This is a genomic window from Clostridium sp. L2-50, from assembly GCF_000154245.1.
Classification (GTDB): domain Bacteria; phylum Bacillota; class Clostridia; order Lachnospirales; family Lachnospiraceae; genus Coprococcus.
Genome location: NZ_DS480321.1, coordinates 46,090 through 60,974 on the forward strand (window position 1 = coordinate 46,090; position 14,885 = coordinate 60,974).

Consider the following 14,885-nt stretch of genomic DNA (forward strand, 5'->3'; position numbering starts at 1 on the left):
AAAATCTATACGGGAGGTATGTATTTATGAAAAATGCAAAAAAGATTATTGCTTTTTTAATGGCTCTTACTCTTTTGGTAAGCACCATCCAGATGCCGGTTATGGCTGCAACAACAAAAAAAGCAACAATCAAGATGGTATCGATTGTAAAGCCTGAGACAAAAACACTTGTTTTAAAAGCAAAAAAATCATACCAGTTGAAAACAAAAGTAACTGTAAATGGAAAAATCAGTAAAAAGGTAACCTATGAATCTTCAAATAAGAAGGTTGCTACGGTAAGTAAAACCGGTAAAATCAAAGCACTGAAAAAGGGAAAAGCAACTATAACAGTAAGAAGCAAGGTGAATAAGAAGAAAAAGACAACTTTGAAGGTTATTGTTGGAACACCTGTTAAATCTGTAAAGCTCAATAAAAGCAAGGTGAAAACACAGGTTGGCAAGAAGGTAAAATTAAAAGCAACAGTTTCACCTAAAAAAACCAGTGTAAAGGGTGTAAAGTTTACTTCAAGCAATAAGAAGGTTGCAACAGTAAGTAAGAAGGGTGTTGTTACATGTAAGAAGGCTGGAACGGTTACAATTACAGCTACGGCTAAAGATGGCAGCGGAAAGAAGGCAAAATGTAAAATTACTATTAAAAAGAAGACCACCAAGCCATCCAATAAACCAGAAACACCAAACAAGCCGGAGACACCAAACAAGCCGGAGACACCAAATAAGCCAGAGACACCAAACAAGCCGGAGACACCAAACAAGCCGGAGACACCAAACAAGCCAGAGACCCCAAATAAGCCGGACGACAAAGACAACAAGCTTTCTTATGATGGATATAATCTGAAATGGGAAGATGACTTTGATGGTGATGCGTTAAATGAGGATGACTGGAATTATGAAGAGCATGCACCAGGATGGGTAAACAGTGAATTACAGGCATATGTAAAGTCTGATCAGAATGTATATGTAAAGGATGGAAAGCTGGTTATCCAGCCTGTCAAGACAAAGAATGAAGATGGTTCATATTCTATTACTTCAGGAAGAATCAATACTCAGGGTAAGCATGATTTTACATATGGATTGTTTGAGGTAAGAGCTAAGGTTCCAAGCGGAAAAGGTTTCCTTCCGGCCTTCTGGATGATGCCAACAGATGAAAATCTGTATGGACAGTGGCCAAGATGTGGAGAGATTGATGCTATGGAAGTTATGGGTCAGGAAACAAATAAGGTTTATGGTACGATTCATTATGGAAGTCCACATGCTGAAAAACAGGGGACATATACATTAGAAGATGGAAATTTTGCAGATGAATATCATACATTTTCATGCGACTGGCAGCCAGGTAAAATCACATGGTATGTAGATGGAGTAAAATATCATGAGACAAGTGACTGGTTCACAGCAGTTGAAGGTGAGACAGAGGTTGCTTATCCGGCACCATTTGATCAGCCATTTTACATGATCTTAAATCTTGCAGTTGGTGGATCATGGGTTGGATATCCGGATGATGATGCAGATTATATCAATACTCAGAGTTATAGTATTGATTATGTAAAAGTATATCAGAAGGACAGCTACAATGAAGATGTAGAAAAACCTGTTAACGAAGTAATTATCCGTGATCCGGATGCAAATGGAAACTATGTAAACAATGGAGATTTTGCTAAGACAGAAGATCTCACAGATGACATAGACTGGAAATTCCTTACCACTTTAGAAGGAGAAGGAAATGCAGTTATTAATGACAAGACAATTGAAATACATACAGATAATGCAGGAACAGTTGATTACAGTATTCAGCTTGTTCAGCCATCAATTCCTGCAGAAAAAGGTGGCGAATATACAGTAACATTTGATGCATGGGCAGATGAAGCACGTACTATGAAAGTAGATGTATCTGCACCAGATCGTTCCTACAAGCGTTATCTGAATGATACGGTTGTTGACCTGAAAACAGAGAAGCAGACCTATACTTATACATACACCATGATGGATAAGCCGGATGCAAATGCACGTCTGGAGTTCAATTTCGGTGCTACAGATTCAACAGCTACTGTATACATTACAAATGTATCAATTAAAAAGACAGCACAGAAGGAAATTGATAATAGTAAAAAACCTTTATCAGATGGTAACTATATTTACAATGGTGGTTTTCAGGAAGGTAAGAATCGTCTCGGTGACTGGACTGTGACAAATAACTGCCAGGCAGTAGTTAGCGTAACAGGATTGGCAGATGGCCGTCGTCTTATGGTAAAGGCTGATACAAAGAATAAAGCGGATGTAATCCTTTCACAGGATGGTCTTCCACTTAACAGTGAGACAGAATATGCATTGAGCTTTGACGCACAGGCAGATACAGATATGCAGCTTGATGTAGTTATTGCAGGTGAAACATTTACTGCAGATGTAACAACAGACAAACAGACATTTAACTATGTATTTAAAACACCGGAAGAGTTAACTGATGCACTTAAGACGATAACATATTTCCTTGGAAATAAGGGAACGATCTATTTGGACAATGTTCGCGTTGTTGAAAATACACTGATTAAGAACGGAAGTTTTAAGGCAGGTTTCTCCGGTTACGAAGTATATGCAGAAGGCAGCACAGATGTATCTTATGTAGTCGACAGTCAGACAGAAGATTGTGCAGCAGATTTTACGATCAAGGATACAGGTGCTCAGGACTGGATGATCCAGTTAAAGCAGAACAATATTAGTCTTGAAGAAGGTCAGTGGTACAGACTATCATTAAAGGCAAAATCAGATATGAACCGTAAGCTTATGGTTGCACTTCAGAGAGATGGTTCATCTGATGATGACTGGACACCATATTCAGGATCAAAGACAGTTGATCTTACAGATGAATATCAGTCTATTGTTGTTGAGTTCAAGATGAAGAACAAGAGTGATCCTAGAACAATTTTAAGTATTTCTATGGGTGCTGTAGGCGGTGTTCAGATCAAACAGCAGCATAGAATCTGTATTGATGATATTATTCTTGAGAAAATTGATGCTCCAAAGGTTGATGAGACGGAGTCAGATGTGAATCTGATCAAGAACGCAGATTTCTCAGAGGGAGACAATGGACTTTCAAACTGGGAAGGTGGTATTATGGGTGATGCTGTTGGAACACAGACAGTTGATAAGGGTGTTATCACTTATGAATTATCAGATGTTGGAACTGCTGACTGGAATGTACAGTTGAAGCAGACGGGACTGGCATTGGAAAATGGAAAGACCTATGAAGCAAGTATTACTTTAAAGTCAACCGAAGCAAGAACGGTATTATTGAATTTCATGAGCAACACTTATAAATGGTATGGTGGAGAAACAATTGTTCTTCCAAAGAATGAAGAGGTTGTAAAAACCATTACATTCACAATGAATGAAGAGACAGATACTGATGCTGGATTCTTCCTCTCTATGGGTAAGATTGCGGATGTTGATACCCCTGCATCTACAATCACAGTATCAAATATCTCTTTAAAAAAGCTTGCTGAATAATTCACAGGCATATAAACACATAAGTATTTATGCAAGGCAGGCACTGGTGATAATACCGGTGCCTGTTTCTGTTGCGCAAATAAGTTATTGAGATATTATTGTTTGTTAAAGCTGTAAACCTCGGCAATCTCGCTGATGGAGACATAGGCTTTATCGTCAAGTTCATGGACAATATTCTTCATCTTTCCAATCTGGAAACGGTTTACAACAATGTAGATCATGGTCTTTTCCTGATCCGAATAGAAGCCCTTTGCATCGATCATCGTTATACCGCAGGAAAATGTATCCGAGAGTTCCTGACAGATTTCCTGTGGCTTCGTTGTAATGATATAGGCGGCTTTGGAACGGTCAATACCTTCTACGATAAAGTCGATAGTCTTAAGTGCAGCCATATATGTAACGATGGAATAGAGAGGCAGGATCCAACTGTTCAGGATAATGCCACAGATGATATAAAGCATTACATTATATGCCATAACAAAGGTTCCGACGGTGATGCCAAGGCGTTTGGCAAATATGATCGCAAGTGTCTCGATACCATCCATTGCACCGCCAAAACGGATCGCAAGTCCGCTTCCCGCACCAGAGATCAGACCGCCAAAGAGTGCGCACAGAAGCAGATCGGAGCCTGCAAGCGGAGATACAAATCGGACATCGACAGGAAGGACATCTGTAATCAACCATGCACCCAGAGAGTAGATTGCAACTACATAGATCGCATAGATGGTGAAGGTAGATCCCTGCTTTTTCCAGCCATATAAGAATAGTGGAATATTTAAAATAATAAGGAAAACAGAAAGTGACAGGTGTTCCGGAGTGATCTGGCTTAGCAGCATGGAAGTACCGGATATGCCACTGTCATAGAGATTAACAGGACTTAAAAATATCGTAATACCGAAGGCATTGATAAGCCCGGCAATGGTCAGCCCGAGGATATTTTTCCAGTGTAGGGAACGAAAGATGGTTTTTAGTTTATTCATATAAAAGCCTCCTGTTCTGTCATATACATTTTTTACTATGGTCAAATATTACACGAGAAAACCATTGATTACAAGAGAATCGTGCTTAATTTAATTAAATCTTTACTGGAAGTTTATTGTTTTCTTGCATTCGTATTTGTCAGAGAGTAAGATAGACTCATATATTATGTGATATTAGAGGAAATAGAATAATATGAAAAATGTTTCAGAAATTATAAATCAAGGAAATAAAAATGCAGAGCTTCCGGCATGGTTAAATATGCGGCATGCATGGAGTGCCAGTGATGCAAAGCGGGATGAAGGACTGATATATCCGAATAATGTAATTCAGATCAAGAATTTGGACTATAAAAAAGAGCCGGATCATCAGAAGTGGTGTGAGGCAGTTGAATTATTAGCTTCACAGAGAACTATGGGGGAAAAGACATCGGAAAAGTATAGTCGGATTTTCTATTATAATGAACCGGACGATGCTTCGAATCTTGATTCTGAACGTTATGCATCAAACAGTTTATTTGATATATATTATCCGGCTGAGCCGGATGCGCAGACATCATATCCGGTGATCGTCAGCGTTCATGGCGGTGGATGGTTTTATGGAGATAAAGAGCTGTATAGTTATTATTGCTGCCATCTGGCATCAAAGGGATTTGCGGTTGTGAATTTTAATTACCGGCTGGCACCTCAGAACAAATATCCGGCAGCGATTGAGGATGTGGCATATCTTATCCGATATATTCATGAGAATGCAGGTGTGCTTCATCTGGATATGGAAAAGTTTTATATGCTGGGGGATTCAGCAGGAGCGCAGCTTACAGCAAATTACTGTATTATTGCCGGGAATGCAGCGTATCGGAGCAAGCTGGATTTCTTTACATATGACAGACTTCCAAAGGCTGTGTGCCTGAACTGCGGAGCATATGAGATGGACAAGCGGGAGGATAATATTTCTGACTGGTATATGAAGAAGGAAGATGGAAGTTATGCAGTATCTGAAGAGCAGAGAAAGTTGTTCCTTTCACAGCTTGAGTATCTGACGAAAGATTTTCCACCGGCATATCTGATGTACAGTGTAAATGATGATCTGAGATTTCAGACCATTCATCTGGATGAACGAATGGAGAAGCTGGGTATCCGGCATGTGATCCGGTCATTTGGAGAGAAACATCCGGACAGCGGACATGTATTTCACATTAATCTGAAAAACCCGGAAGGCGTACAGTGCAATGAGGAAGAATGTGCATGGTTCCGTCAGTATGAATAAGTACATGGCGGTTCATATAGAAAGTATATGCATTTGTAAGAGTTGAAAAAATATGAAATGAAATTTGGAGTATAAGAAAATGGCAGAAGGTTGTAATCATAATTGTAGTAGTTGTGGAGAGAGCTGTTCATCAAGAACTGCTCCTCAGAGTTTACTTGAAACACCACATGAAGGAACAAAGATCAAACATATCATAGCAGTTATCAGTGGAAAAGGCGGTGTTGGAAAATCATCCGTAACGACATCTCTTGCAGTTACCTTGAATCGTCTTGGTTATAAAACGGCGGTTCTGGATGCAGATATTACCGGACCTTCGATTCCGACAGCATTTGGAATAAATGAAGAACCGGAGAGAGGCGACGATTTCCTGTATGCGGTTGAAACAAAGACCGGAATCAAGATGATGTCGATCAATCTGTTGATCGAAGATCAGACGGCACCGGTTATCTGGCGTGGTCCGATCATCGCGGGAGCAGTAAAACAGTTTTATACAGATGTTGTATGGGGAGATATTGATTATATGCTGGTTGATTGTCCGCCCGGAACCGGAGATGTACCGCTTACGGTATTCCAGTCTCTGCCTGTTGATGGCGCAGTTATTGTTACAACACCACAGGATCTGGTGTCTCTTATTGTGGAGAAGGCAGTCCGTATGGCAGACGATATGGGAATCCGTATCTTAGGTCTGGTTGAGAATATGTCTTATTTTAAATGTCCGGATTGCGGCAAAGAGCATAGCATCTTCGGTGAGAGTAAGGTAGAGGAGATACGGGATCGTTTTGGTATCGAGACGGTCATAAAGCTTCCGATCGACCCTGCACTTGCCGGTCTGATGGATGAAGGTAAGATCGAGGATATGCCGGAATCAAAGCTGAAGGAATTCGCACAGACGATCGTGGGAAAGATAGGATGAAACTTAGAAAACTACTGGAAAGCTGCCATCTGTGTCCGAGAAAATGTGGGGTGAACCGCATAAACGGACAGACAGGGGCATGTAATGAAACATTATCAATATCAGCCGCAAGGGCAGCACTGCATATGTGGGAGGAGCCATGTATTTCCGGAGAGAACGGATCAGGTGCGGTATTCTTTTCCGGGTGTTCGCTTGGATGTGCATACTGCCAGAATCACGATATATCCGGGGGTTTGAATGGAAAAGAGATCACGATAAAACGCTTATCGGAAATTTTCTTTGAGTTAAAAGAGCAGGGAGCCAATAATATCAATCTGGTTACGCCGGATCATTTTATTCCACAGATCATAGAGGCAATCGATATAGCAAAGGAGCAGGGGTTCGATCTTCCGTTTGTCTATAATTGCAGCGGGTATGAGGAGATCGAAGCCCTGAAGCTGTTGGATGGATACATTGACATTTATCTGCCCGATTTCAAATATATGTCGGCAGATCTGGCGGCAAGATACAGTCACGCACCGGACTATCCGGAGGTGGCGAAGCGGGCACTGGCGGAGATGGTACGACAGGTTGGAGGCGATCAGACGACATTTGACGAGGATGGCATCATGAAGCGTGGTGTTATTGTCCGTCATCTGGAGCTGCCGGGATGTATCGAGGATTCCAAGGCGGTCGTCCGTTACTTATATAAAACATATGGAAATAATATTTACATCAGCATTATGAACCAGTACACTCCGATGGAGGGTATCGGTGAGAAGTTCCCGGAACTGAACCGCAAACTGACAGAGCGGGAATATGATGAACTGGTTGATTATGCGATCTCGATCGGTGTAGAAAATGGTTTCATCCAGGAAGGAGAAACGGCATCAGAGAGTTTTATACCTCCATTTACAAATGAAGGGATATAGAGAAAGCGGGCCTTTTATAAGCCCGCTTTTATGATGTCGTTTTCATCGGAAAAAGTAATACAGTTGTATAAGAATAATACCTGATCGTAGTCTTCGACATTTACCAGATTGCTGATCGATTGATTCGTGTATCGCAGATCGATCATGGTTACGGTATCGTAGTTATTGATCAGAAACTGCATCATTGAATTCGCATAGCTGTCCTTGATCACAAGGATGGAACGCTTTCCGGAATCCGAAGTATTTGAAGCATTTTCCGCATCGGATGCTTTGTTGCGGCTGATCGTTGCAACTGCAACATTCTGTCCGGTATAGGATGCGTATTTGTCTTTGACATTCAGATAGTCGCGAAAGAAAATGGAGTCATGAGAATCTTCTTTGTCAAATCCATTCGATGTCGTCATGGATGGTGTTACACTATTATCTGCCAGAGTGTAGAAATCAATCTCATCTTTTGTAACAGACTGATCCAAGGTCTTTGAGAACAGGGTTCCCTGAAATTCTGTACTGGCGGTTTCCTTTGTAAAATCTTTCAGTTCATAAGGAGTATATCCAAGCTCTGCTCCGGCAGACTGATATGCATAGTAAGCACCAAGGGATGTCCAGTGGTGGTCGGTACGATAATAGATATACTCGCTATCATGTTCTTTTAATGTATTATATATATTGATCGGTGTCACGCCGGACAGCTCGCGATAACAGGATTCGATCATGTCTTTTTCGTCAACTGATACATTCATAACAGCTGCAGGCAGCAGGGAGTCTCCATAGATACCGACAGAGGTTGGACACAGCATGAAGTAGGTTGGAACCTCCGGATGCTTTGCAGCGAAGCTGTTAATAACAGCAAGATTTGTATGGATCTTATCAGCATTGTACGCGGCACCGATATCATCATAATCTGAAAGCACCTGCATCATCTGATCATCCTTTGTATATACAGTTGAAATCTCTGTTTTTCCCATCAATCGTTCAGAATCATTCATGGCTGAGATCCACTGTTCCCTGCCATAGAACCGGTCAGAGAACCAGGAATCAAAACCGTTCATAAATGTCTCGTCCTTGATGGAGGAAAGACTGACGGTTGGAAATTCCGACAGATAACGATTTTCATTTTCGGAAAAAGGCGCTTTCTCTTTTGGCAGCTTAACAAGTGTCAAAATGGGAAGAGCGATGATGATACATGCAAATATGATAATTCCGATTTTTTTATGCATAAGGGCTCACCTCACAAAATTCTATAAATAGGCGTTTGCAAAACGCCATGCCAATCTCGCCTGACGGCTCGAAAAGGCTATCGCCATGCCAATCTCGCCTGACGGCTCGATTTACGGCATTCGCCGTATAGCATCCGAACCTCATATAGATGATTGTGAGCAAGCTCCCAACATCTATATGGGTTGCAGATGCTGCATGGCTCATTTTTTAAAAGTTGAAATACAAAAATGGGTTATAGCTTGCGTTGACAAGGTAGGCGGTGGAAAGCAGCATCAGAATCGCCATCAAAATGACGCTTCCGTAATTGCCGACAGCCGGAACTTTGTCTGCGAGCTTAGTAGCCAGCTTCTTTGGCAGATCCGTAGAACCGATGATCGCAATGATGAATAACAATCCGAAGTTCACAAGGATATATATGGTATAACTGTCGTAGAAGCTACTGCCAAAGCGGAACATCCGTCCCATATAGGAGAATGCCTGTGCGATTGTTGATGTATCAAAGAGTACCCATCCAAGCATGACGAGGACGATCGCATAAACACGTTTTATAATAGAAGGAATCTTTGTAAAGATATCCTGCTTTCCTGCTTTTGTCAGAGCAGTTGTAACCAGCTTTTCTATAATGATCAGAACACCGTACAGAGAACCCCACAGAATGAAGTTCCAGCTTGCACCATGCCAGACACCGGTTAAGAACCAGACAACTGCGGTGTTGAATATCGTACGGGCAAGTCCCTTGCGACTTCCGCCGAGAGGAAAATATACATAGCTCTTGAACCAGCCGGAGAGGGTCATATGCCATCTGCGCCAGAATTCACTGATACTCTTCGACATATACGGATAATTGAAATTTTCCGGGAAATGGAAACCGAGCATCTTACCCAGACCGATTGCCATATCAGAATACCCGGAAAAATCAAAATAGATCTGTAAGGTATAAGCGGCAATACCAAGCCATGCGGTTGCAACCGGAAGCGCGGATAAGTCCATAGCTTTGACATTTGTCCAGACAACACCGATATTATTTGCGATCAGAACCTTCTTGCTAAGACCGACCGCAAAGCGGAGAACACCTTCCCAGATCAGGTCGATGTCGATCACACGTTCATTCAGCTCGGCAGCCACATCTTCATAACGAACGATCGGACCTGCTACGATCTGTGGGAACAACGTGACAAAGGCTGCAAAGGTGATCGGATTCTTCTGAACAGAGATGTTCTTCCGGTACAGGTCGATCGTATACGACATGGACTGGAAGGTAAAGAAGCTGATACCGATCGGAAGCAGAGAGGTCGGTGAACCATAGTGCGTTCCGAATATGTTATTAATATTTTCTATGATGAAATTGCTATATTTGAAAAAGCCAAGTAAGGACAGATTCATGACCATCGATATGATCAGTGCAACCTTTCGAAGTGCCTGACGGTCGCCTGCCTTATAAATGACCAGACCTGCAAAATAATCGATCATTGTCGATGCGATCAGTACAAATACATAGATTGGTTCGCCCCATGCGTAGAAGAACAGACCGCTGATCAGGATGAACAGGTTCCGTAACTGCTTCGGGACAATATAATAGATAACCAGTGTAACCGGTAAAAAAATATATAAAAATGTCAAACTGGAAAAAACCATGTGATACCCCAACTAACTTCATTATTATGTCGACTTCTGTCGCCGTAACAATTATAAAGTTAACGTATGGTAGTGTCAATCGGATTAAATATTAAATATTTGTGAGAAACCGGCTAAGAAACGGGAAAATATATAGATTGTGTACATAGTTACAATATCGGCAGGCATATACAGATATACAGCAGTATTAAGACTACAAATATAGGATTTTAAGGAGATGAGAAAAATCAGTCCATGTGAAACTATACAATCTATATAAAAGAACTGCCTTACTAAGACATTAGCGAGGATTTCGTAATGAGATGCATATACGAGCAAATGTGGGTGCCTGTTTGAGCCTGAAAGGCGAGTTGGCACAGGAACATTTGCGAATCACGTATATGCAGATCATAGAAACCACAGCGAGTCTAAGTAAGGCAGTTCTTTTATATAGTTACATGGTTTTACATGGGTGTCCTTCTATCGGATAGCGTCCTTCATGCTTGCGACATAGTCTTTGATGTAAGGAACGCAGTCCCTGCCATATTTGGCGCAGAGCTTGACGATGGCAGAGCCGACGATCACACCGTCAGCATGAGCAGCCATTTCCTTTGCTTGCTCCGGTGTAGAGATTCCGAAGCCGATCGCACACGGAGTATCCGTTGCGGCTTTGACCAGCTTGGTCATAGCACCGATATCGGTCGTGATCTTGCTTCTTGTTCCGGTAACGCCGAGAGAAGAAACACAGTAGATAAATCCATTTGCTTCCTTTGCGATCATGCTGATACGGTCGTGAGAGGTTGGTGCGATCATGGATACCAGATCCAGATCATACTTCTTACAGATACCGTCGAACTCATCCTTTTCCTCATAAGGGATATCCGGCAGGATCAGTCCATCAATGCCGATCTCCTTACAAATGCTGATAAATTTTTCAGAGCCGTAAGAGAAGACAACATTTGCATAAGTCATAAATACCATAGGAATGGTAACTGTCTTACGGAGCTTTCTTACAAGGTCAAATACATCATTTGTCGTAACATGGTTTGCGAGTGCGCGGATATTTGCACCCTGGATAACAGGGCCTTCTGCGGTTGGATCTGAGAATGGGATACCAAGTTCGATCAGGTCTGCACCTGCTTCTACCATGGCATATACGATCTGTTCTGTTGTTTCAAGATCAGGGTCACCACATGTAACAAATGGGATGAACGCCTTTCCGTTTTTGAATGCATTTTTAATATTACTCATAGAGATCCTCCCCTCTGTATCTGGCGATGGCGGCAACGTCTTTATCGCCTCGTCCTGAAATGTTAATAACCATGATCTGGTCTTTGTCCATCTGTGGTGCAAGCTTCATTGCATAGGCAACTGCATGAGCACTCTCGATCGCAGGGATAACACCCTCGATCTTGGACAGATATTCAAATGCATCAACAGCTTCATCATCTGTAACAGCGACATATTCTGCTCTGCCGATGTCATGCAGGTATGCATGTTCCGGTCCGATTCCCGGATAGTCAAGACCTGCGGAAATAGAATAAACCGGTGCGATCTGTCCAAATTCATCCTGACAGAAGTAGGACTTCATACCATGGAAGATACCAAGTCTTCCGGTATTGATCGTTGCAGCTGTCTCAAATGTATCAATTCCACGTCCGGCCGCTTCACATCCGATCAGGCGAACGCTCTTATCCGGAATAAAGTTATAGAATGCACCGATCGCATTGGAACCGCCGCCGACACAGGCGAGAACGGCATCCGGTAGTCTGCCTTCCTTCTCCATAAGCTGTTCCTTGATCTCCTTGCTGATAACAGCCTGAAAATCACGAACCATCTCAGGGAAAGGATAAGGTCCCATAACAGAACCCAGAACATAATGAGTATCATCGATTCTGGAAGTCCATTCACGGAAGGTTTCGGAAACGGCATCCTTTAATGTACCTGTACCGGTTTCTACCGGGTGAACCTTTGCTCCTAATAATTTCATACGGTAGACATTTAAAGCCTGACGGATGGTGTCTTCCTTGCCCATGAAGATTTCACATTCCATACCCATCATGGCAGCAACTGTAGCAGTTGCAACACCGTGCTGACCGGCTCCTGTCTCGGCGATAACTCTTGTCTTACCCATTCGTTTTGCAAGGAGCATCTGACCGATAACATTGTTGATCTTATGTGCTCCGGTATGGTTTAAGTCCTCGCGCTTCAGGTAGATCTTTGCACCGCCGAGATCCTCTGTCATTCTCTTGGCATAGTACAGACGGCTAGGTCTGCCGGCGTATTCATTTAACAGTTCTGTCAGCTCCCGGTTGAATTCCGGGTCATCTTTGTATTTCTTATATGCTTCTTCAAGCTCAAGCATGGCGTTCATCAGTGTTTCCGGTATGTACTGTCCGCCATGGATTCCAAAACGTCCTTTTGACATATATGTTTCCTCCTGTATGTGTTGTTTCTATATTATAAAATATCATTAATGCTTTCAAATAAAGTTCGTTGTTCCTGCAGAAACAGGATCCGGTTCTATCCTATAGCTTCACCCCGTAACCATGCAAATGCGGCTTTCTTATCAGGGCTTCGCATAAAGGTTTCTCCGATCAATACTGCATCTGTGCCATTTCCCTTTAAACGGTCGATGTCCTCCGGTGTGCGGATGCCGCTTTCGGATACATAGACGACCGGTTTTCCGTTTATCGAATCCGGGATCAACGTCCGAAGTCTTACACTGTTCATGATGTCAACGATGAAGGTTTTCAGATCACGGTTATTCACACCGATGATATCTGCACCGATCGCGATCGCACGTCTGACTTCCTCTTCATCGTGTGCTTCTACCAGAACGGACAGGCCAAGACTTGTTGCAAGCTCGTAATAGCTTTTGAGCTGTTCGTCGGTAAGGATCGCACAGATCAGAAGGATCGCAGAGGCACCGATCACTTTTGCCTCGTAGATCATATAAGGATCGACGGTGAAATCCTTCCGCAGGATCGGAGTGGATACTGCTTCATGGATCGCTGTCAGATATTCGTTGCTTCCCTGAAAATAAAATGGTTCGGTCAGCACGGATATGGCGGATGCACCGGCGGCTTCATATTCTTTCGCAATCTCGATATATGGGAAATCCGGTGCGATCAGTCCTTTGGAAGGAGAAGCCTTTTTTACTTCGCAGATAAAGGATATTCCCGGCTTTGCCAGATTGTCACGGAAAGGAAAAACGGTATAAGGTTTTGTTCCGTTCTCTGTTTCCTTTTCTACGATTGCAAGAGCTTTTGCCTTCATTTCTTCAAATGAGATCTGCTCTTTGCATCTGGCAATCCGTTCTTTTGTTTTTGCTGCTATTTCATCTAAGATCATATATATTCCTCCATAGCGGTCCGGAGATTAAAGGTTCCGGGTCGGTTATGTGTTTTGCTTTTACAAATAATTAAGCGTTTGTTGCTGCTATAAAGTCTTCCAGCTTCTTCAGACCGCTGCCATTTGCCAGAATATCGGCTGCAAGGGCGAAGCCTTCTTCAAGTGAGATCCGGTTTGTGATATGCAAAGCCGCACCGGCATTTAAGATAACGGCTGTACGCTTGCCATCTGTGATCTTGCCGGATAAGATATCCTTTGTGATCTGTGCATTTTCTTCCGGTGTACCACCGACCAGTTCGGCTTTGTCACAGAGGGTGAAGCCGTATGCGGTTGGGTCTAAGGTATAGGTGTTAAATGTGCCATCGTTGAATTCACATACAGTTGTTGTTGTAACCGCTGAGATTTCATCCAGACCGTCGTTTCCATGAACGACCATACCACGTTTTACACCGAGGTTGCTGAGTACTTTTGCAAGCGAATCAACGAGGGAGGCATCATAGACACCGAGTAACTGAAGATTTGCTTTTGCTGGATTTGCAAGAGGTCCTAAGATATTGAATACTGTAGGAATCTTGATCTCTTTTCTTGGAGCGCCGACAAATCGCATTGCTGTGTGATATTTCTGTGCAAATAAGAAGCAGGTACCAAGATCCTTCAGACAGGCTTCGCTGACTTTACAGTCTGCTGCGATGTTGACGCCAAGGGCTTCCAGGCAGTCGGCTGTTCCGCATTTGCTGGATGCTGCACGGTTGCCATGCTTTGCCACCTTACCACCGCCTGCGGCTGTTACTAATGAGGAAACAGTTGAGATGTTAAAGGTCCCTGCACAGTCTCCGCCGGTTCCTACGATGTCGATCTCCTCATCGACATCCGGTGTAAATTCACCACAGTGTTTTCTCATGATCTCAGCAAATGCTGTGATCTCATCGATTGTTTCACCTTTAATATGAAGGGCTGTTAAGAAGCTTCCAATCTGTGCCTGTGTTGCTTCTCCGCTCATAATTTCATCCATAACGGCCGCAGCCATTTCTTTGTCTAGATTTTCACCATTTACTACTGTTGCAATTGCCTCTGTAATCATATTCATTTCCTCCTTGATATTATCTTTTAATAAGACATTTGCAGGTTATG

General features: G+C 42.7%; 11 protein-coding genes. 4 read left to right on the plus strand and 7 right to left on the minus strand.

Going from position 1 to position 14,885, the window contains the following annotated elements:
• The first annotated feature begins 26 nt into the window (after positions 1-26).
• A complete protein-coding gene (locus CLOL250_RS07590) occupies positions 27-3,500 on the plus strand; it encodes a carbohydrate binding domain-containing protein (RefSeq protein WP_008401710.1) in 3,474 nt (1,157 codons plus the stop codon).
• A 95-nt stretch (positions 3,501-3,595) separates the two neighbouring features.
• Here the strand turns inward: CLOL250_RS07590 and CLOL250_RS07595 are convergent, their stop codons facing one another.
• On the minus strand, positions 3,596-4,480 hold the full coding sequence (locus CLOL250_RS07595; protein WP_008401711.1) for a YitT family protein: 885 nt from the start codon (positions 4,478-4,480) through the stop codon (positions 3,596-3,598).
• A gap of 193 nt (positions 4,481-4,673) precedes the next feature.
• Between CLOL250_RS07595 and CLOL250_RS07600 the strand changes: the two genes are divergently transcribed.
• From CLOL250_RS07600 to CLOL250_RS07610, 3 genes are all read left to right on the plus strand, one after another.
• Positions 4,674-5,744, plus strand: coding sequence for an alpha/beta hydrolase (locus CLOL250_RS07600; protein ID WP_008401713.1), 1,071 nt, complete (start codon positions 4,674-4,676; stop codon positions 5,742-5,744).
• Positions 5,745-5,823: 79 nt separating this feature from the next.
• Positions 5,824-6,657 carry an Mrp/NBP35 family ATP-binding protein gene (locus tag CLOL250_RS07605; protein ID WP_008401714.1) on the plus strand — a complete coding sequence of 278 codons (834 nt, stop codon included), beginning with the start codon at positions 5,824-5,826 and terminating at the stop codon, positions 6,655-6,657.
• The gene (locus tag CLOL250_RS07610) at positions 6,654-7,568 is read left to right on the plus strand and encodes a radical SAM protein (RefSeq protein ID WP_008401715.1); all 915 of its coding nucleotides are present in this window, start codon (positions 6,654-6,656) and stop codon (positions 7,566-7,568) included. The genes CLOL250_RS07605 and CLOL250_RS07610 overlap by 4 nt, the downstream gene beginning before the upstream one ends.
• A gap of 14 nt (positions 7,569-7,582) precedes the next feature.
• Here the strand turns inward: CLOL250_RS07610 and CLOL250_RS07615 are convergent, their stop codons facing one another.
• The 6 genes from CLOL250_RS07615 to trpD all read right to left on the minus strand — a co-directional run bounded on the left by CLOL250_RS07615 (position 7,583) and on the right by trpD (position 14,835).
• Complete coding sequence (locus CLOL250_RS07615) at positions 7,583-8,785, minus strand: DHHW family protein (RefSeq protein WP_008401717.1); 1,203 nt, start codon at positions 8,783-8,785, stop codon at positions 7,583-7,585.
• A 208-nt stretch (positions 8,786-8,993) separates the two neighbouring features.
• On the minus strand, positions 8,994-10,421 hold the full coding sequence (locus CLOL250_RS07620; protein ID WP_008401719.1) for an MBOAT family O-acyltransferase: 1,428 nt from the start codon (positions 10,419-10,421) through the stop codon (positions 8,994-8,996).
• A gap of 459 nt (positions 10,422-10,880) precedes the next feature.
• Complete coding sequence (trpA, locus tag CLOL250_RS07625) at positions 10,881-11,651, minus strand: tryptophan synthase subunit alpha (RefSeq protein ID WP_008401720.1); 771 nt, start codon at positions 11,649-11,651, stop codon at positions 10,881-10,883.
• On the minus strand, positions 11,644-12,828 hold the full coding sequence (trpB, locus tag CLOL250_RS07630; RefSeq protein ID WP_008401721.1) for a tryptophan synthase subunit beta: 1,185 nt from the start codon (positions 12,826-12,828) through the stop codon (positions 11,644-11,646). Before trpB ends, trpA begins: the two co-directional genes overlap by 8 nt.
• Before the next feature lie 95 nt (positions 12,829-12,923).
• On the minus strand, positions 12,924-13,754 hold the full coding sequence (trpC, locus tag CLOL250_RS07635) for an indole-3-glycerol phosphate synthase TrpC (protein ID WP_008401722.1): 831 nt from the start codon (positions 13,752-13,754) through the stop codon (positions 12,924-12,926).
• A gap of 70 nt (positions 13,755-13,824) precedes the next feature.
• On the minus strand, positions 13,825-14,835 hold the full coding sequence (gene trpD, locus CLOL250_RS07640) for an anthranilate phosphoribosyltransferase (RefSeq protein ID WP_044945535.1): 1,011 nt from the start codon (positions 14,833-14,835) through the stop codon (positions 13,825-13,827).
• Positions 14,836-14,885: the final 50 nt, after the last annotated feature.